Here is a 20,168-nt window from a genome sequence, read left to right as displayed (position 1 = left end):
AATTTCCACACTTTTGCAAAAAGAAGAAGATTTTGTAATGCTTTGATTGTAAGCGAATAATGTCTGCGACGCATTTTTGGTATATGAATTGCATATAAGAGTATAGAACAAACATAAGTTAAATTAAATAATAAGATTCGATATGAGATTATTCTTTTCGAAACATGAGTTGAAACTGAGGAGAAAGAGAACCATTGCTGCTATTATATGTGTGGTAGTTGTGTTGGGTGTGTATTGGATACTGACCCGACCTCAGAAGGCTGCGCCGGAAATGCCGACAGTCATTGTAGAACCGGTAGTGAAAGATGATGTAGAGATATACGGGGAGTATGTAGGGCGTATTCGTGCCCAACAGTTCGTCGAAGTCCGTGCCCGGGTGGAAGGCTATCTGGAAAATATGCTTTTTGCCGAAGGTACATATGTCAATAAGAATCAGGTTTTGTTTGTCATTAATCAGGACCAGTATCGTGCCAAAGCTGATAAGGCTAGGGCGCAGTTGAAAAAAGACGAAGCGCAGGCTTTGAAGGCGGAGCGTGATTTAAAACGTATCCGTCCGTTGTTTGAGCAGAATGCTGCAAGCCAGTTGGATTTGGATAATGCGGAAGCTGCTTATGAAAGTGCCGAGGCAACGGTAGCCATGAGTGAGGCGGATTTGGCACAGGCTGAATTGGAGCTGGGCTATACCATTGTCCGTTCGCCTTTGGCGGGACACATTAGTGAAAGAAATGTGGACTTGGGTACGTTAGTGGGACCTGGGGGAAAATCGTTGCTTGCTACTATTGTGAAGAGTGATACGGTGTTGGTTGATTTTAGTATGACAGCACTCGATTATCTGAAGAGTAAAGAAAGAAATATTAATTTGGGACAGCAGGATTCTACCCGTTCCTGGCAGCCCAATATTACCATTACATTGGCGGATAACACAGTCTATCCATTCAAAGGATACGTGGATTTTGCCGAACCGCAGGTGGATCCTCAAACCGGTACTTTCTCTGTACGTGCAGAAATGCCTAATCCGAAACAAGTATTGTTGCCGGGACAGTTTACAAAGGTGAAATTGTTGCTGGATGTTCGTGAAGGAGCACTCGTTGTTCCGATGAAAGCCGTTACCATCGAGAAGGGAGGAGCTTATATTTATACCATGCGTAAAGATAATGCGGTAGAGAAGCGTTTTATCGAATTAGGACCGGAAGTCGGGAATAATGTGGTGGTAGAAAGAGGATTGGCAGAAGGAGAAATGGTTGTTGTGGAAGGATTCCATAAGTTGACTCCGGGTATGAAAGTACGGGTGAGCCAACCGGATGCAGAGGCCCAGGATAGTATAACTACGACAAAAAATGAAGTGGCCGGGGCGAAAGAAGATGTTACCGGAACGAAGGATAACGCGAAAGGAGAATAAACGATGAAAGTTACTTTTTTTATAGATAGGCCGGTCTTTTCGGCTGTAATCTCCATCGTGATTGTGATTGTCGGCATTATCGGTCTGACGATGCTTCCGGTGGATCAATACCCACAGATTACCCCTCCGGTGGTGAAGATTAGTGCTTCCTATCCGGGTGCGAGTGCACTTACTGTATCACAGGCAGTAGCTACTCCGATTGAGCAGGAAATTAATGGTACTCCGGGGATGCTTTATATGGAATCAAATAGTTCTAACTCCGGAGGTTTTTCGGCAACAGTTACTTTTGATGTATCTGCTGATCCGGATTTGGCAGCTGTTGAGATTCAGAACCGTGTGAAACTGGCAGAATCCCGTTTGCCGGCGGAAGTGATTCAGAATGGTATTTCGGTAGAGAAACAGGCTCCCAGTCAGTTGATGACGCTTTGTCTGACTTCTACTGACCCAAAGTTCGATGAGATTTACTTGAGTAACTTTGCTACTATCAATGTGCTCGATGTGATTCGCCGTATTCCCGGAGTGGGGCGTGTATCCAATATCGGTAGCCGTTATTATGCCATGCAGATATGGGCGCAGCCGGATAAGCTGGCAAACTTCGGACTGACCGTACAGGATTTGCAGAATGCATTGAAAGATCAGAATCGTGAATCGGCAGCGGGGGTGCTGGGACAACAGCCCGTACAGGGATTGGATATTACAATTCCTATCACGACACAGGGACGTCTATCCTCTGTAGGACAATTTGAAGATATCGTAGTGCGTGCCAATGCGAATGGTTCTATCATTCGATTGAAAGATGTGGCACGTGTATCGCTGGAAGCTTCTTCCTATAATACAGAGAGTGGCATCAACGGTGAGAATGCTGCCGTACTTGGTATTTATATGTTACCGGGTGCCAATGCGATGGAAGTGGCCGAGAGAGTAAAAGAGGCGATGGATGAGATTAGCAAGAACTTCCCGGAGGGATTGAGCTATGAGATTCCGTTCGATATGACGACTTATATTTCCGAATCTATCCATGAAGTATACAAGACGTTGTTTGAAGCATTGGTATTGGTGGTTTTGGTGGTTTATTTATCCTTGCAGAGCTGGCGTGCAACGTTGATTCCGGTAGTGGCGGTGCCTATTTCATTGATCGGTACTTTCGGATTCATGTTGATTTTCGGTTTCTCACTGAATATCCTGACATTGCTCGGGTTGATCCTTGCCATCGGTATTGTGGTGGATGATGCGATTGTGGTGGTGGAAGGTGTAGAACATATCATGGAAACGGAGCACCTAAGTCCTTATGAAGCTACGAAAAAAGCGATGAACGGACTTTCCAGTGCTTTGATTGCCACTTCACTGGTATTAGCGGCTGTGTTCGTCCCGGTTAGCTTTTTAAGTGGGATTACAGGACAGTTGTATCGCCAGTTTACGGTGACAATTGTAGTGTCCGTACTTATTTCTACGGTAGTGGCTCTGACATTGAGTCCGGTGATGTGTTCGCTGATTCTGAAACCGGATAGCGGGAAGAAAAAGAATATCGTTTTCCGGAAGATTAATGAATGGCTGGGTATCGGTAGTAATAAGTATGTGGCTGCCGTAACTCGTACAATTAAGCATCCTCGTCGAGTTTTGAGTGCTTTTGGTATGGTGTTGATTGCTATCATGTTGATTCATCGTATTATTCCGACCAGTTTCTTACCTGTAGAAGATCAGGGATATTTCAAGATTGAATTAGAACTGCCGGAAGGAGCTACTCTGGAACGTACCCGTATCGTGACAGAGCGTGCCATTGCTTATCTGGAAAAGAACCCGTACATTGAGTATATACAGAATGTAACGGGAAGTAGTCCGCGTGTCGGAAGTAACCAGGGACGTGCTGAACTGACGGTGATCCTGAAACCTTGGGAGGAACGGAAGAGTACCACTATTGAGAAGATCATGCATACGGTAGAGAAACATCTTGAGGAATATCCGGAATGTAAAGTCTATCTGTCCACCCCTCCAGTTATTCCGGGGCTCGGTAGTTCGGGAGGTTTTGAGATGCAGCTGGAAGCTCGTGGAGAAGCCACTTTTGATAATTTGGTAGACGCGGCAGATACATTAATGTATTATGCTTCCAAACGGAAAGAACTGGCTGGCTTGTCATCTTCTTTGCAGTCGGAAATCCCACAACTCTATTTTGATGTGGATCGAGACAAAGTGAAGATGCTGGGTGTGCCTTTGGCTGATGTGTTTTCTACCATGAAGGCTTATACCGGTTCGGTGTATGTGAACGACTTTAATATGTTCAACCGTATATATAAGGTTTATATTCAGGCGGAAGCTCCTTACCGGGAACATAAAGACAATATTAATTTATTTTTCGTAAAAGCCTCTAATGGAGCGATGGTACCGTTGACTTCTCTGGGAAATGCATCATATACCACAGGACCGGGAAGTATCAAACGTTTCAATATGTTTACTACGGCTGTTATTCGTGGAGCAGCTGCGCAAGGATATAGTTCCGGACAGGCGATGGAGATCATGGAACAGATTGCCCGTGATCATCTCCCCGATAATATCGGTCTGGAATGGAGCGGCCTTTCCTATCAGGAGAAGCAGGCGGGAGGTCAGACAGGTATGGTGATGGCACTGGTATTCTTGTTCGTTTTTCTTTTCCTTGCGGCACAATACGAAAGTTGGACAGTGCCTATTGCCGTGTTGCTTTCTTTACCTGTGGCAGCTTTGGGAGCCTATTTGGGAGTCTGGGTTTGCGGATTGGAAAACGATGTCTATTTCCAGATTGGCTTGGTTATGTTGGTCGGACTTGCCGCTAAGAATGCAATTTTGATTGTAGAGTTCGCAAAGGTGCAGGTAGATAAAGGTGAAGACTTGGTGCAATCGGCCATATACGCAGCCAAATTGCGTTTCCGTCCGATTCTGATGACCTCTCTTGCCTTTGTGCTCGGTATGCTTCCGATGGTAGTGGCAAGTGGTCCGGGTTCGGCAAGCCGGCAGGCAATCGGTACAGGTGTATTTTTCGGAATGATATTTGCCATCGTATTTGGTATCATTCTTGTGCCGTTCTTCTTTGTGATGGTGTATAAAACAAAGTCGAAAATCTTAAAACATAAGAAATAATGAAACGAAAGAAACTATATATTGCTATCCTGTTACTTGCCGGAGTACTGACTTCCTGCAAGGTAGGGAAAAGCTATGTCCGTCCTGATCTTCATTTACCCGACAGCTTGGAAAGATCACAGGATTCGGTCAGCTTCGGTGACCAGGACTGGAGGGATATTTATACGGATGCTACATTGAGAAGTCTGATAGAGCGTGCATTGGATCATAATAAAGATATGCTGATTGCTGCTGCCCGTGTGAAAGAAATGGCTGCGCAGAAACGAATTTCTACGGCTGCATTGCTTCCGGATATTAAAGGAAAAGTGACAGGGGAACGCGAACTCGAGAATCATGGAGGAGATGCTTTCAAGAGATCGGATACCTTTGAAGCACAATTCCTCGTTTCGTGGGAAGTCGATCTTTGGGGAAATCTGCGTTGGGCGCGTTCGGCCAGCATTGCTGAGTATCTGCAATCTATTGAAGCACAACGTGCATTGCAGATGACGATTGTGGCTGAAGTGGCACAGGCTTACTATGAACTGGTAGCTTTGGATACAGAGCTTGATATTGTCAAACAGACATTGAAAGCCCGTGAAGAAGGGGTGCGCCTAGCACGTATCCGGTTTGCCGGTGGATTGACTTCCGAGACTTCCTATCGACAGGCACAAGTGGAGTTGGCACGTACGGCCACTCTGGTTCCTGACTTGGAACGTAAAATCTCCCTGAAAGAGAACGATATTGCTTATCTTGCGGGTGAATATCCTAATAAGATAGCCCGTTCCCGTTTGCTTCAGGAGTTTAACTCTCCGGAAACACTTCCTGTTGGGTTGCCGTCTACTTTGTTGGAACGTCGTCCCGACATTCGTCAGGCAGAGCAGAAATTGATTGCTGCCAATGCAAAAGTAGGAGTGGCCTATACGAATATGTTCCCGCGTCTTGCCCTGACAGGTGGTTTCGGTAGTGAAAGTACTTCTTTGTCGGAACTTTTGAAATCTCCCTATGCAGTTATGGAAGGAGCTTTATTAACTCCTATCTTTGGCTGGGGAAAGAACCGTGCGGCATTGAAAGCGAAGAAGGCTGCTTATGAGGCTGAAGTACATAGTTATGAGAAATCCGTACTGGAAGCTTTCAAGGAAACACGTAATGCGATTGTCAACTTCAACAAGATTAAGGAAGTGTACGAACTTCGTGCCAATCTGGAACGTTCGGCCAAGAGCTACATGGACCTGGCACAATTGCAGTACATCAATGGAGTCATCAACTATCTGGATGTGTTGGATGCCCAACGTGGATACTTTGATGCCCAAATCGGATTGAGTAATGCCATTCGTGACGAGTTGATTGCGGTGGTTCAACTTTATAAGGCTCTTGGCGGAGGCTGGGAGCAGAATCCCTAGAATTATATTATAAATTAGCTCGCTGAAGAAAACGTAAAGGCTATCTCCCACGTCGGGAGATAGCCTTAATTTTTCTTTCTTCTTTCTTTTGTCTTAAAAACAACAGAAGAAGAATTTTTATAATTCGGAAAAAAATGCGAAATTTGCAACGCTTTTCAAGTTTGACAAGAAACTTACTAACACCTTTAAATAAAAAATTAAAGAAAATGACTAAAAGTGCATTGCAAATCGCAAGGGCTGCTTACCAGCCCAAACTTCCGAAAGCATTGGCATCAGGAGCTGTTAAGGCTGTAGCAGGTGCTGCTACTCAATCTGTAGCCGATCAGGAAGCTATCAAAGCATTATTCCCAAACACGTATGGAATGCCGTTGATCACATTCGAAGCTGGTGAAGCTGTTGCTCTTCCTGCTATGAACGTAGGTGTAATTCTTTCCGGTGGTCAGGCTCCGGGCGGACACAATGTAATCTCCGGTTTGTTCGATGGTATCAAGAAATTGAACCCGGAAAACAAATTATATGGTTTTATTCTGGGTCCTGGTGGTCTGGTAGATCACAACTATATGGAGCTGACTGCTGATATCATCGACGAATACCGTAATACAGGTGGTTTCGATATCATCGGTTCCGGACGTACGAAATTGGAAGCTGAAAGCCAGTTTGAAAAGGGTTATGAAATCATCAAAGAATTAGGTATCAAGGCACTGGTTATCATTGGTGGTGACGACTCTAACACAAATGCTTGTGTATTGGCTGAATACTATGCTGCTAAGAAGTATGGTGTACAGGTTATCGGTTGCCCGAAAACAATCGACGGTGACTTGAAGAACGATATGATTGAAACTTCTTTCGGTTTCGATACAGCTTGTAAGACTTATGCTGAAGTAATCGGTAACATCCAACGTGACTGTAACTCTGCACGTAAATACTGGCACTTCATCAAATTGATGGGTCGTTCGGCTTCTCACATCGCACTGGAATGTGCTTTGCAGGTACAGCCTAACGTATGTATCGTTTCAGAAGAAGTGGAAGCAAAAGATATGTCTTTGGATGATGTAGTGACTTACATCGCTAAAGTGGTAGCAGACCGTGCAGCACAAGGACACAACTTCGGTACAGTTTTGATTCCGGAAGGATTGGTAGAGTTCATTCCTGCCATGAAACGTCTGATTGCTGAATTGAATGACTTCCTGGCTGCTAATGCTGAAGAATTCGGTCAGATTAAGAAATCTCACCAACGTGATTATATCATCCGCAAACTTTCTCCGGAAAACTCTGCTATTTATGCTAGTCTGCCGGAAGGTGTTGCCCGTCAGTTGACTTTAGATCGTGACCCGCACGGAAACGTTCAGGTATCATTGATCGAAACTGAAAAACTGTTGTCTGAAATGGTAGCTACTAAGTTGGCTGCATGGAAAGAAGAAGGCAAGTATGTTGGTAAATTTGCTGCTCAACACCACTTCTTCGGTTATGAAGGACGTTGTGCTGCTCCGTCAAACTTTGACGCTGACTATTGCTACTCTTTGGGTTACACAGCTTCTATGTTGATTGCTAACGGTAAGACTGGTTATATGTCTTCTGTACGTAACACAACAGCTCCTGCTGCCGAATGGATTGCTGGTGGTGTGCCTATTACCATGATGATGAACATGGAACGTCGTCACGGTGAAATGAAGCCGGTTATTCAGAAAGCACTGGTAAAACTGGATGGTGCTCCTTTCAAAGCATTTGCTTCACAACGCGAACGTTGGGCTATCGAAACGGATTATGTATATCCGGGTCCGATCCAATACTTCGGTCCTACAGAAGTTTGCGACCAGGCAACTAAGACTTTGCAACTGGAACAAGCTAAATAAATACGCTTTAGAGCAGTTGTTAATGTAACTGTTGCAATAACAGCTGCAATGAAGGGTTCTTTCAGGCACGGATTACGCGGATTAACACGGTTTTTTAGTTATTTCTTATAAACCGTGTATTCCGTGTAATCCGTGCCTATCTCTAAAAACATTGATCGTTTAAAGTAAATGCCGCAACGCAACAACCCGATGTCTGCCGTACAGAAGAAAAGAACTGTTTCCACCACTAAAAGAAAGGGAACAACCTCTTCTTCCAAGACTTCCCGTACCTCAAAAAAGGAACAGGTGAAGCATCGAACTGTGATGCCTACCTGGCTTCGTAATATTCTGGCAGTGATAATTGTCGGTTGTTTCTCCGTCGCTTTCTATTATTTCTTTATCCGTCCTTATGCTTATCGATGGAAACCTTGCCATGGCTTAAAGGAATATGGTGTCTGCATCCCTGACGGATATGATATTCATGGTATTGACATTTCTCACTATCAGGGAAAGATTGACTGGAAGAAGCTGTTGCAGAATAAAGAGACAGCTACTCCTTTGCATTTTGTTTTTATGAAGGCAACAGAAGGAGGAGATCATAACGATACCACATTTGAGGCAAATTTTGCCAATGCCCGTAATCATGGATTTATCCGTGGCGCTTATCATTTTTATATTCCAAGCACGGATGCTTTGAAACAGGCGGACTTCTTTATTCGCACGGTAAAACTTGTTTCCGGTGATTTACCTCCCGTACTTGATGTGGAAGTGACCGGGCGGAAGGAAAAAAAGGAATTACAGCAAGGCATCAAACGCTGGCTGGACCGGGTGGAATCTCATTATGGAGTGAAGCCTATTCTTTATACCTCTTATAAATTTAAAACCCGTTATCTGGACGACTCTATCTTCAATGCATACCCTTACTGGATTGCCCATTATTATGTGGACTCTGTGCGGTATCAGGGAAAATGGCACTTTTGGCAACATACGGATGTAGGAAGTGTCCCCGGCATTAAAGAAGACGTAGATTTGAATGTGTTCAATGGCTCGTTAGAGGAACTTAAAAAGCTGACAATTAAGTAACGGGTATTTCTTTTCCCTACAACTTATCTCTTCTTATATTTGTTATAATCGTATTATTACTAAAAAAATACGATTATGAACTTTGATATAGCTATTATTGGTGGTGGTCCGGCCGGGTACACAGCTGCCGAACGGGCAGGGGCCAACGGATTAAAGGCCGTTCTTTTTGAGAAAAAGGCAATGGGTGGAGTATGTCTCAATGAGGGGTGTATTCCTACTAAAACTTTGTTATATTCTGCTAAAATACTGGATAGCATCAAGAGTGCTTCCAAATACGGCGTTTCTGCCGAATCTCCTTCGTTCGATTTATCCAAGATTATGAGCCGTAAAGATAAAACAGTAAAAATGTTGACGGGCGGTGTGAAGATGACTGTGAGTTCTTACGGAGTGACTATTGTAGAAAAGGAAGCTCTGATAGAAGGAGAAAAAGATGGGAAAATACAAATCACTTGTGACGGAGAAACCTATTCCGTGAAATATTTGCTGGTATGTACCGGCTCTGATACAGTGATTCCTCCTATACCGGGACTGTCAGAAATCAGTTATTGGACTTCCAAGGAGGCATTGGAAATAAAGGAACTCCCTAAGACACTGGTCATTATTGGTGGCGGAGTGATCGGGATGGAGTTTGCTTCTTTCTTCAACAGTATGGGCGTGAAAGTACATGTGGTAGAAATGATGCCAGAGATTCTGGGAGCGATGGATAAGGAAACCAGTGGTATGCTTCGTGCCGAATATGCCAAACGGGGAGTCACTTTCTATTTGAATACGAAAGTGGTGGAAGTAAATCCTCATGGAGTTGTGATAGAAAAAGAAGGTAAGACGTCTACTATTGAAGCGGAGAAGATCTTGCTTAGTGTAGGACGTAAGGCAAATCTATCCAAGGTAGGACTGGACAAGCTGAATATAGAACTGCATCGGAATGGAGTGAAAGTAGACGAACATCTGTTGACTTCGCATCCTCGTGTATATGCGTGTGGTGATATTACAGGCTACTCTTTATTGGCGCATACTGCTATCCGTGAAGCAGAAGTCGCCATCAATCATATTTTAGGAGTGGAAGACCGGATGAATTACGATTGTGTTCCGGGAGTCGTTTATACCAACCCTGAAGTGGCGGGAGTGGGAAAGACGGAAGAAGAACTGGTAAAATCAGGAATTCCTTACCGTATTTCGAAATTACCGATGGCTTATTCCGGACGGTTCGTTGCGGAGAATGAACAGGGAAACGGACTCTGTAAGCTGATTCAGGATGAAGATGGGAAGATTATCGGTTGCCACATGTTGGGAAATCCGGCATCAGAACTTATTGTGATAGCAGGTATTGCTATTCAGAGAGGGTACACGGTGGAAGAATTCCAGAAGACTGTGTTTCCACATCCTACGGTTGGAGAGATTTATCACGAAATTATGTTTTAACTCTTATTCCGCTTAATCTATGATTCGATGTATCTATAGTCCGTTTACTGATATTTACTTTCACTTGGCAGCAGAAGAGTATCTGTTGAAGCAGGGAAATGAAAATATTTTCATGCTTTGGCAGGATACTCCTTCTGTGGTAATAGGTAAGCATCAGCGGTTGCGGTCGGAGGTCGATAAGAAATGGGCGGAACAGGAACGAGTGCATATTGCCCGTCGTTTTTCGGGTGGGGGAGCGGTGTATCATGATTTGGGCAATGTCAATCTGACTTTTATAGAAACGGCTCCCCGATTGCCGGAATTTGTTATGTACTTGCAACGGACATTGGATTTCCTGAACTCTATAGGCCTGATGGTAAAAGGAGATGAACGATTGGGAATTTATCTGAATGGATTGAAAATTTCAGGAAGTGCGCAATGCTTGCATAAGAATCGGGTATTGTATCATTGCACTTTATTGTATGATACGGATCTGGCAGCATTGCATAAAGCTTTGAATCCGGAACCGATGGTTGATGATGAAACTTTATCGTCAGTATATGCCGTTCCTTCCGTTCGGAGTGAGGTAACCAATATTCGGAGTCATTTATCGGAGGGAACTGTAACTGATTTTAAAGAGAAGGCTTTTCAGTATTTCAGTGATTCCCAATCTGTCAGTGCTTTTACTGGGAAGGAAATAGAGGCTGTTAATCAGCTCCGGGAAGGGAAATATATTCAGAAAGAGTGGATATATAGTCGTTGATGTCCGGGCTGGCTTTGTCAGCATCCGGTTAAAATTTACTTAACTTAAAACTTTCTATTTCAGCCCGTTGTTGTAATATATCAAGGTTGAATAATAAATTTACTGTCTATGTCAAAATTCGAAATAAAAATGCCTAAGTTGGGCGAGAGTATAACCGAAGGGACAATCGTCTCTTGGTCTGTAAAGGTAGGTGATATGATTCAGGAAGACGATGTGCTTTTTGAAGTGAATACTGCCAAAGTAAGTGCGGAGATCCCTTCTCCCGTAGCGGGAAAAGTGGTGGAGATTTTATATAAGGAGGGTGATACGGTTGCTGTAGGAACAGTAGTCGCTATAATTGATTTGGATGGAGAAGAATCTTCAGGAACGGAGCCGATAAATGTTTCTGAAACATCACTATCGTTAGCAGAAACTGCTAAGAACGAATCAGCGAATACTGCATCGAAACCTGTTGTTGTAGAGGAAGAACGTTGGTACTCTCCTGTTGTGATTCAGTTGGCGCGGGAAGCTAAGATTCCGAAAGAAGAGCTGGATGCTATACAAGGAACCGGTTATGAAGGGCGATTAAGCAAGAAAGATATAAAAGATTATGTTGAAAAGAAGAAAAGAGGAGGTAGTGTTGAACCGAAGCCGGCATCTGTTGTTGCTGCTCCGGCCGCAAGCAAACCATCAGTTGCTGTTTCTTCTGAACAGGCAAGTCCGAAGGTTGCTCCTGTAGCAATGCCTGGAGTCGAAGTAAAAGAGATGGATCGTGTCCGCCGGATTATTGCCGACCACATGGTTATGTCTAAGAAAGTATCTCCTCACGTGACCAATGTAGTAGAAGTAGACGTTACCAAATTGGTACGTTGGCGTGAAAAGAATAAAGACGCTTTCTTCCGTCGCGAAGGAGTGAAACTGACTTATATGCCTGTGATAACGGAAGCCGTGGCAAAAGCATTGGCTGCCTATCCACAGGTGAATGTATCGGTAGATGGATACAATATTCTTTTCAAAAAGCATATTAATGTCGGTATTGCCGTCTCTTTGAATGATGGAAATCTGATTGTTCCTGTGGTGCATGATGCCGATCATCTGAATCTGAACGGGTTGGCTGTTGCCATCGATTCTCTGGCCTTGAAAGCAAGGGATAACAAATTAATGCCGGAAGATATTGATGGGGGTACATTTACGATAACCAATTTTGGTACATTCAAGAGCCTGTTCGGTACGCCAATCATTAATCAGCCGCAAGTAGCTATCTTGGGAGTAGGGTATATTGAGAAGAAACCTGCTGTTGTAGAGACTCCGGAGGGTGATACGATTGCAATCCGGCATAAAATGTACTTGTCTTTGTCTTACGATCATCGGGTAGTAGACGGAATGTTGGGAGGTAACTTCCTGCATTTTATAGCCGACTATCTCGAAAATTGGAAAGGCTGATAACTGATTGTTTCATTCATTAAGAACTTCATTACTCATGAAAAAGAAATATGATATAAAGACTACAGATGTAGAAACCCTGAAAAAGTGGTATCATCTGATGACATTGGGGCGTGCCTTGGACGAAAAGGCACCGTCTTACCTGTTGCAATCTTTGGGTTGGTCTTATCATGCTCCCTATGCAGGACATGATGGTATTCAACTTGCTGTCGGTCAGGTATTCACCCTCGGTGAAGATTTCCTGTTCCCATACTACCGGGATATGTTAACCGTGCTTTCTGCCGGAATGACTCCGGAAGAAATCATTCTGAATGGTATCTCGAAAGCGACAGACCCGGGTAGCGGAGGACGTCACATGTCGAACCATTTCGCCAAACCGGAATGGCACATTGAAAACATTTCCTCTGCTACTGGCACACACGACCTTCACGCAGCAGGTGTGGCCAGAGCAATGGTATATTATGGACATAAAGGCGTGGCTATCACTTCTCACGGAGAGTCGGCTACTTCCGAAGGATTCGTTTACGAAGCTATCAATGGTGCCAGTCTCGAACGTCTTCCGGTGATTTTTGTAATACAAGATAATGGGTATGGTATTTCCGTACCCAAATCGGAACAGACTGCCAACCGTAAAGTGGCCGAGAACTTCTCGGGCTTCAAGAACTTGAAGATTATCTATTGTAACGGAAAGGATGTATTCGATTCGATGAATGCTATGACCGAAGCACGGGAATATGCTATCAGCACCCGTAATCCGGTTATTGTGCAAGCGAATTGTGTCCGGATCGGTTCGCACTCCAATTCAGATAAACACACCTTGTATCGGGATGAGAATGAATTGGAATATGTGAAAGATGCTGATCCCTTGATGAAGTTCCGCCGGATGCTGCTGCGTTATAAACGTCTGACCGAGGAAGAACTGCAACAAATAGAAGCTGATGCAAAGAAAGAATTGTCTGCTGCCAACCGGAAGGCTTTGGCTGCTCCCGATCCCGATCCTAAAAGCATTTATGACTTTGTAATGCCCGAACCTTATCAGCCACAGAAATATAAAGACGGCACACATGAGGCGGAAGGGGAGAAGACTTTTCTGGTCAATGCCATTAATGAAACATTGAAAGCTGAATTCCGCCATAATCCCGATACCTTTATTTGGGGACAGGATGTGGCAAACAGGGAAAAAGGAGGCGTGTTTAATGTAACCAAAGGTATGCAGCAGGAATTCGGCGAAGCCCGTGTATTCAGTGCACCGATTGCGGAAGATTATATTGTAGGCACCGCCAATGGAATGAGTCGCTTTGATCCTAAAATTCATGTGGTGATTGAGGGAGCGGAGTTTGCCGATTATTTCTGGCCTGCCGTAGAACAATATGTGGAGTGTACACATGAGTACTGGCGTAGCAATGGGAAATTTGCTCCGAATATAACTCTGCGTCTGGCTTCCGGTGGCTATATCGGTGGAGGCTTGTATCATTCTCAAAACCTGGAGGGAGCTTTGACCACTTTACCAGGGGCACGTATTGTCTGCCCGTCTTTTGCGGATGATGCTGCCGGATTGCTTCGTACCAGTATGCGATCCAAGGGTTTCACGTTGTTCCTCGAACCGAAAGCATTGTATAATTCGGTAGAAGCGGCGGCAGTAGTGCCGGAAGATTTTGAAGTACCTTTCGGGAAAGCACGTATTCGTCGTGAGGGAACAGATTTGAGCATTATTACCTATGGCAATACCACCCATTTCTGTTTGCACGCAGCAGAGCGATTAGAAAAAGAAGGTGGCTGGAAAGTAGAAGTCATTGATATTCGTTCTTTGATTCCGTTAGATAAAGAGGCGATATTCGAATCGGTCAAGAAAACGAGCAAGGCATTGGTCGTTCATGAAGATAAAGTATTCTCCGGTTTTGGTGCGGAGCTAGCTGCTATGATTAGTGGAGAGATGTTCCGCTATCTTGATGGACCGGTGCAGCGTGTCGGTTCTACTTTTACTCCTGTCGGTTTTAATCCGATTTTGGAAAAGGAAATTCTGCCGGATGAGGCCAAGATATACGAGGCTGCCCGGAAATTATTGGAATATTAAATAGTGTGGATTATGAAAAAGATAGGTTTATTTTATGCTACCAAAGCCGAAAGAACGAGTTGGGTAGCAGAGAAAATACAGAAAGAATTCGGTAAGGAAAAGATAGAGACAGTGCCTATTGAACAGGCCTGGCAAAATGACTTTGAGGCTTATGATTGTTTCATTATCGGTGCTTCAACTTGGTTTGACGGAGAACTTCCTACTTATTGGGATGAACTGTTGCCGGAGTTACGGACAATGAAATTGAAAGGAAAAAAGGTTGCAATCTTCGGCTTGGGAGATCAGATACGTTACCCGGAGAATTTTGCAGATGGCATCGGACTGTTGGCAGAGGTGTTTGAAGAAGATGGAGCTACGTTAGTCGGCTTTACTTCTTCCAGCGGATATACCTTCGAACGTTCTAAGGCATTGCGTGATGGTCAATGGTGCGGTTTGGTTATCGATTTGGATAATCAGTCAGAACAGGCGGAAGAGAAAATAAAAGAATGGTGTAAACAGGTCAAGAAAGAGTTTGAATAATTCCTGATAAGTACTAGAACCGGCGAATAGTGACCGGAATAAAGATTAAAGAGACATACCTTTCCTTTGTATTAAGAGGAAAGATATGTCTTTTTTTATGAGGTAAACGTCCGGTCTTCCGAAATGAATGTCAATGTATATCAATATCACGCTTTAAAGATGAACTTCACTTCTGCCCAGCGGTTCTTCTCTTTATAATGAACATAAGTCAGTCCGTTCTTTTCTGCCTCCTCGCGGATAACAGCAATATCATCTACATAGAATCCACTCATCAACAGTTCGGATCCCGGATGCATACAGGCAACATACTGTTTCATGTCATTCAGTAATATGTTCCGGTTGATATTGGCAATGATAATATCGAAAGGACCTTTTCCGGCCAGTGACGAGGCATCTCCCTGTGAAACAGCAATATCATCTACATGATTCAATTCGATATTTTCGATGGAGTTGCGTACACACCATTCGTCTATATCGATAGCTGTGCAAGGACGTGCACCCCGCATTCGTGCCAGGATGGCGAGAATGGAAGTCCCACAACCCATATCCAGTAGAGATTTATTAGTCAGTTCGCTGTCCAGTAATTCTTCAATAATAAGGCTTGTCGTTTCGTGGTGTCCGGTGCCGAAAGCCATTTGCGGATTGATAACAATATCATATTCCGCTTGGGGAACATCCTGGTGGAAAGTACTGTGAATCACACAGCGATTGCCAATGATGATAGGTTGGAAAAAGTTCTTTTCCCATTCTTCGTTCCAGTCCTTGTCTTCTGCTTCAACATAAGTATAGGTGATTTCTGTATCGGGTAAAGGAAATTCGGCTATGGCATTTTTAATCACAGTCTCGTCGCATAAGTCTTGTTGAATATACGCAGTCAATCCGTCTTTGCTTTCAACAAAACTTTCGAACCCTGCCTCGCCCAATACCGCAGCTAATACATCGTTCACCGTTTCGGTGCAAGGATGTGTCTGGAATGAAAATTCAAAGTATTTCATAATCTTTCTTTTAATCTGAATGATGAAGATGCAAAGATACTCAAAAAACGAATGATTGACGAAGTATTGAGGAGAAGTTTATGATGCTATTGATAAGTTGAATGTTTTCATTTTGATGGAACCATGGTGTTCTTCTTCCGGTATAATAGTGCTAAAATAGGGAAATCCCTATTATCCTTTGGGGAAAATCTCCCTCGAACAAAAAATCTCTTCCTTATCTTTGTAACGTGAATAAGTTTAAGTAATTACATAAACCGAGATGATATGAAAAAGATTGTTTATTTCTTGCTATTTGCCTTGTGCCTCCCGATAGGCTTGATGGCACAAAGCGTTGAGGACGACCTTTACTTCATTCCTTCCAAAGACAAACAGGAGAAGAAAGAAACTCCGGTTAAGAAGGAAACGAAGAAACAGGTGACCAACATCTATACTTCACCGGGTACTACAGTAGTGGTTCAGGACCGTAAGGGAAGAACACGGGATGTGGATGAATATAACCGCCGTTACGATGCACGTGATAATGAATTCGTAATGGATAATGATACCTTATATATAAAAGAAAAATCTAATCCGGATTTGGACGGAGAATGGGTGACAGGTGAATTCAATGGTACACAAGACGACTATGAATATGCTGAACGTATCATCCGTTTCCGCAATCCGCGTTTTGCTATTAGTATCAGCAGCCCGTTGTATTGGGATGTCGTTTACGGTCCGAATTCATGGGACTGGAACGTATATACCGACGGTATGTATGCTTACGCATTCCCGACATTCAGTAATCCACTCTGGTGGGATTGGCGTTATGGCTCTTACGGCTGGGGATGGAACTATGGCTGGGGATGGAATCGTCCTTACTACTCTTGGGGATATTCTCCGGGCTATTGGGGCGGCTGGTATGGCGGCTACTGGGGTGGCTGGTATGGCGGCGGTTATTGGGGACATCACCACCACTGGCACGGTGGTCCTAGCTGGGGCTGGGGCGGAGGTGGAAGACCTTATTACGCCGGACGTAGTGTAATAAATGGAAATAACCGTTCCTATTATTCAGGCTCAAGAAATTATAATTCGACTTCTTATAGAAGAGGAACAGGTTCATCAACTACACGGCCTACTAATTCTTCTGTTGGACAAAGTGTTCGTCGTTCCGGTACCACTACAGGTGCAAATAGCAGAGTAGTAGGAACGCGTGATTATACTCGTAGCAGTAGTAATGGTTCTGTTCGTTCGGGAAGTTCATATTCTCGTAGGAATACGGAAACATATACACGCCCAAGCAGTACACGTAGTTCCGGTACTAGCACACGTAATTCTGGTTCTTCCTATACTAGAAGTAACAGTTCAACGGGAAATTCCAGAACAAGTACTAGTCGCAGTAGCGGTAGTAGCTACTCACGCGGAAGTTCAACTTCTACATCACGAAGCTATACACCTGATAGATCATCATCCCGCTCTTCCAATTCAGGTAGCTATTCAAGAAGTAGTGGAAGTAGCTACTCATCAGGTAGCAGTGGTAGTTATTCTCGCAGTTCTGGTAGCAGTGGCAGTTCTTCACGTAGTAGTGGCGGTGGTAGCTCTTCACGTAGTTCTGGCGGTAGCTATAGAAGATAATTTATAATTTCAAAAGAGATTGATTATGAAAAGTAATAGAATATTAGCGATTTGTATTCTTTTGATAGGTGTAGGATTTCTAAATGCTCAAACAACTATCTATGATGCAAACCGATGGATGGGAAGTGATTTAAATGGAACTGCTCGTTTTGTAGGTATGGGGGGGGCTATGGGAGCCTTGGGTGGAGATATTACCACTATGGGAACCAATCCTGCCGGTATCGGAATTTATCGCAGCAATGATTTTATGGTGTCATTTGGTTTTGATAATACAGGAACAAAAGCTAATGGAGCGAGTCTTGACAAGTTTCATGGTTCATTCGATAATGCCGGATTTGTGTTCTCTACCAAAATAGGAAATACAACAGCGTTGAGATTTGCCAACTTTGGTTTTAATTATCGCAAAATGAAGTCATTTAATAGAAGTATGCTGATGAGTGGAGTATTCAACACTTCTCAAACTGTTCAAATGGCCAACATGGTAAACTTTGATTCATACGGAGGTTTTGATCCATTTACAGAAGCAGCTTTGAGGAGCGATGATGCTTTCCAAAATCCGGAATTGCCTTGGTTGGGTATTATGGGATATAATGCTCATTTAGTGAATCCTGTTTACGGGGAAGTTGATCCTGATAATCCGGATGCAGAACCTCCCTTTGAGGGGTATCTGCCCTATTTTCAGGCAGGAGATGCTGTGAGTCAGTCCTATCGTTCAAAAGAAAGTGGAGGCATCCATTCTTTTGATTTGAATGGTGCGTTGAATTTTTATGATCGTTTTTATGTTGGAGCTACATTAGGACTTTACAGTGTGAACTATGATAGAACCAGCGAATATAATGAAGACTTTACAGACAAGGATGGAAATGGCCATGGAGGATATACCTTAGGAAATGATTTCTGGGTAGATGGTAGTGGAGTTGATTTTAAGCTTGGTTTCATTCTTCGTCCTTTTGAGTCATCTTCGTTCCGTATAGGTGCTGCTGTGCATACTCCGACTTTCTTTAGTTTGAAGGAACGCAATACTGCTTATCTTGCTTTTGATTTAAATGAAGAAACAAAGGACATTACCAGACCTTATGATGCTCGTGGAAATGATACTGAAGGAGAATATGAATATAAATTAGTTACTCCGTGGAAATTCAATGCAAGTATGGGATATACTATCGGTTCTTCCGTCGCATTGGGAGTTGAGTATGAATATTCAGACCGTACTAAAGCTAAAATGAAAGATCCGGACGGATATGAATTAGGTCAGACGGAAGACATTAAAGCGATGATGAAGCCTGTTCATACACTTCGTGTTGGAGCTGAATTTAAGCTAGCACCGGAATTTTCATTCCGTTTGGGATATAATCATATAACTGCTCCTTTGAAATCAGACGCTTTTAAGTATCTTCCTGTAAACTCAATGCGTACTGATACGGAGTTCTCTAATCCGAGTGCTACTAATAATTATACATTCGGTTGTGGTTATCGTGGTGAAAGTTTCTATGTGGATATGGCATATTTGTATAACACTTATAAAGAAACATTCTATGCTTTTGATAGTTTAGAATTACCAGGAACAAAGGTAACCAATAATAATCATAAGGTGGTTCTTACCGTAGGTATGCGCTTCTAATCTAATAAAGAGACAGTTTTCAATTTCAATAATAACTTTTGTGTGTAAAAAATCCCTGGAATGCTGAGTGTCTACAGCGGTTCCGGGGATTTTTATTAGTATCACTTTTATTCTTTTGTTTTATCTGCGTAACGGAGTCCGTTCATCAATAATTCCGCGGCCTCCGTAAAGTCTCATCGTAACAGGACTTCCGGCTTCTATGGTAATATCCTGATCTGCGATGATAGGTTCTTCCTTATCGTCTACAACTACAGAACCAATCTTCTCACCAGCCTTGATTATCTGTGGAATCAAGTTAGTCAGGATACCTTCTGAAATTTTCCGGATACTGATATATTCCGGGGTTGCATTCTTGTCAGCTTCGATTTTACCGTTGAAAAGATCCTGCACACCTTTGTTCTTCAAGAAAAGTTTAACGATTGCTTTACCTTCGTACGGGTTGCCTTTTTCATCAAGTAGAATAACGGGCGCAGTCATTCGTTTGAATGTAAGGGCTACATTGCTAGAACCTTTGCGGGCTTGGGCTGTGCCGAACAAATATTCTAAACCGCCTTTGATGTCACGGTAGCGACTAAAGAGGGATCTAGTCATTACATCACCGGACAATTCGGGATAATGAGCATAGAAAGTTACAGCTTCCGAATCTGTAGCTGTCTCGCTCCAATTTTGGTTATCTACTCCCAAGGTAAAAGGCTGATATTCCTGCTCGGAAACGGACATTGAAATGACGTCTCCGGCTGAAAAACTACTTTTTAAAGGAAGTGACAAGTTACTGCTGCTACGAGTAACAGCGTCAGTGATACTTTCATTGTCGACAGTAGTAAGAAAGTTGATACCTTCTTTACTGGGGGCTTGCAGTTCGTCTTGTTGTTGACAACTGAACAGGCATACTGATGCCATCACAAATAAAAGGCTTTTTCTTTTCATTTGAGGGGTAATTAATAGGTTAATAATAGTGAGAGGT

Annotated in this window: 14 protein-coding genes; 12 read left to right on the top strand and 2 right to left on the bottom strand. The window is 43.4% G+C overall.

Annotated features, from left to right (window positions below):
* Window positions 1-142: 142 nt before the first annotated feature.
* The 10 genes from DXB58_RS19650 (at window position 143) to DXB58_RS19605 (ending at window position 14,977) form a co-directional block, all read left to right on the top strand.
* The gene (locus tag DXB58_RS19650) at window positions 143-1,399 is read left to right on the top strand and encodes an efflux RND transporter periplasmic adaptor subunit (protein ID WP_122137973.1); all 1,257 of its coding nucleotides are present in this window, start codon (window positions 143-145) and stop codon (window positions 1,397-1,399) included.
* A gap of 3 nt (window positions 1,400-1,402) precedes the next feature.
* A complete protein-coding gene (locus tag DXB58_RS19645; protein ID WP_122137972.1) occupies window positions 1,403-4,507 on the top strand; it encodes an efflux RND transporter permease subunit in 3,105 nt (1,034 codons plus the stop codon).
* Window positions 4,507-5,886 carry an efflux transporter outer membrane subunit gene (locus DXB58_RS19640; protein WP_004297381.1) on the top strand — a complete coding sequence of 460 codons (1,380 nt, stop codon included), beginning with the start codon at window positions 4,507-4,509 and terminating at the stop codon, window positions 5,884-5,886. The genes DXB58_RS19645 and DXB58_RS19640 overlap by 1 nt, the downstream gene beginning before the upstream one ends.
* A gap of 206 nt (window positions 5,887-6,092) precedes the next feature.
* The gene (locus DXB58_RS19635) at window positions 6,093-7,739 is read left to right on the top strand and encodes a diphosphate--fructose-6-phosphate 1-phosphotransferase (protein ID WP_074556442.1); all 1,647 of its coding nucleotides are present in this window, start codon (window positions 6,093-6,095) and stop codon (window positions 7,737-7,739) included.
* Between the two features lie 168 nt (window positions 7,740-7,907).
* Window positions 7,908-8,801 carry a glycoside hydrolase family 25 protein gene (locus tag DXB58_RS19630; protein WP_004309007.1) on the top strand — a complete coding sequence of 298 codons (894 nt, stop codon included), beginning with the start codon at window positions 7,908-7,910 and terminating at the stop codon, window positions 8,799-8,801.
* Window positions 8,802-8,876: 75 nt separating this feature from the next.
* Entirely contained in the window at window positions 8,877-10,220 is a 1,344-nt protein-coding gene (gene lpdA, locus DXB58_RS19625) for a dihydrolipoyl dehydrogenase (RefSeq protein WP_122137971.1), read from the top strand.
* Window positions 10,221-10,239: 19 nt separating this feature from the next.
* Window positions 10,240-10,962, top strand: a complete 723-nt coding sequence (locus DXB58_RS19620) for a lipoate--protein ligase family protein (RefSeq protein ID WP_122137970.1) — start codon at window positions 10,240-10,242, stop codon at window positions 10,960-10,962.
* 108 nt (window positions 10,963-11,070) lie between these two features.
* Window positions 11,071-12,384 (top strand): dihydrolipoamide acetyltransferase family protein, encoded by a 1,314-nt coding sequence (locus DXB58_RS19615; RefSeq protein ID WP_122137969.1) that lies wholly within the window; start codon window positions 11,071-11,073, stop codon window positions 12,382-12,384.
* 37 nt (window positions 12,385-12,421) lie between these two features.
* The gene (locus tag DXB58_RS19610) at window positions 12,422-14,458 is read left to right on the top strand and encodes a thiamine pyrophosphate-dependent enzyme (RefSeq protein WP_122137968.1); all 2,037 of its coding nucleotides are present in this window, start codon (window positions 12,422-12,424) and stop codon (window positions 14,456-14,458) included.
* A 12-nt stretch (window positions 14,459-14,470) separates the two neighbouring features.
* A complete protein-coding gene (locus DXB58_RS19605) occupies window positions 14,471-14,977 on the top strand; it encodes a flavodoxin (RefSeq protein ID WP_122137967.1) in 507 nt (168 codons plus the stop codon).
* 146 nt (window positions 14,978-15,123) lie between these two features.
* Here DXB58_RS19605 and prmA read toward each other — a convergent pair whose 3' ends face one another.
* A complete protein-coding gene (gene prmA / locus DXB58_RS19600; protein ID WP_122137966.1) occupies window positions 15,124-15,972 on the bottom strand; it encodes a 50S ribosomal protein L11 methyltransferase in 849 nt (282 codons plus the stop codon).
* Window positions 15,973-16,236: 264 nt separating this feature from the next.
* On the opposite strand from prmA, the gene DXB58_RS19595 reads away from it, so the two are divergent.
* Together DXB58_RS19595 and DXB58_RS19590 are read left to right on the top strand one after the other, a co-directional pair.
* Window positions 16,237-17,583 (top strand): hypothetical protein, encoded by a 1,347-nt coding sequence (locus tag DXB58_RS19595; RefSeq protein ID WP_122137965.1) that lies wholly within the window; start codon window positions 16,237-16,239, stop codon window positions 17,581-17,583.
* Between the two features lie 25 nt (window positions 17,584-17,608).
* Entirely contained in the window at window positions 17,609-19,204 is a 1,596-nt protein-coding gene (locus DXB58_RS19590; RefSeq protein WP_122137964.1) for a hypothetical protein, read from the top strand.
* A gap of 120 nt (window positions 19,205-19,324) precedes the next feature.
* On the opposite strand, the gene DXB58_RS19585 is transcribed toward DXB58_RS19590, so the two are convergent.
* Window positions 19,325-20,131, bottom strand: a complete 807-nt coding sequence (locus DXB58_RS19585; RefSeq protein WP_122137963.1) for a fimbrillin family protein — start codon at window positions 20,129-20,131, stop codon at window positions 19,325-19,327.
* Window positions 20,132-20,168 lie beyond the last annotated feature (37 nt).

This window comes from Bacteroides sp. OM05-10AA (assembly GCF_003439055.1).
In the GTDB taxonomy this organism is placed as follows: domain Bacteria; phylum Bacteroidota; class Bacteroidia; order Bacteroidales; family Bacteroidaceae; genus Bacteroides; species Bacteroides intestinigallinarum.
The sequence above is the reverse complement of the archived record's forward strand: the minus strand, read 5'-3'. Positions and strand labels throughout refer to the sequence as shown.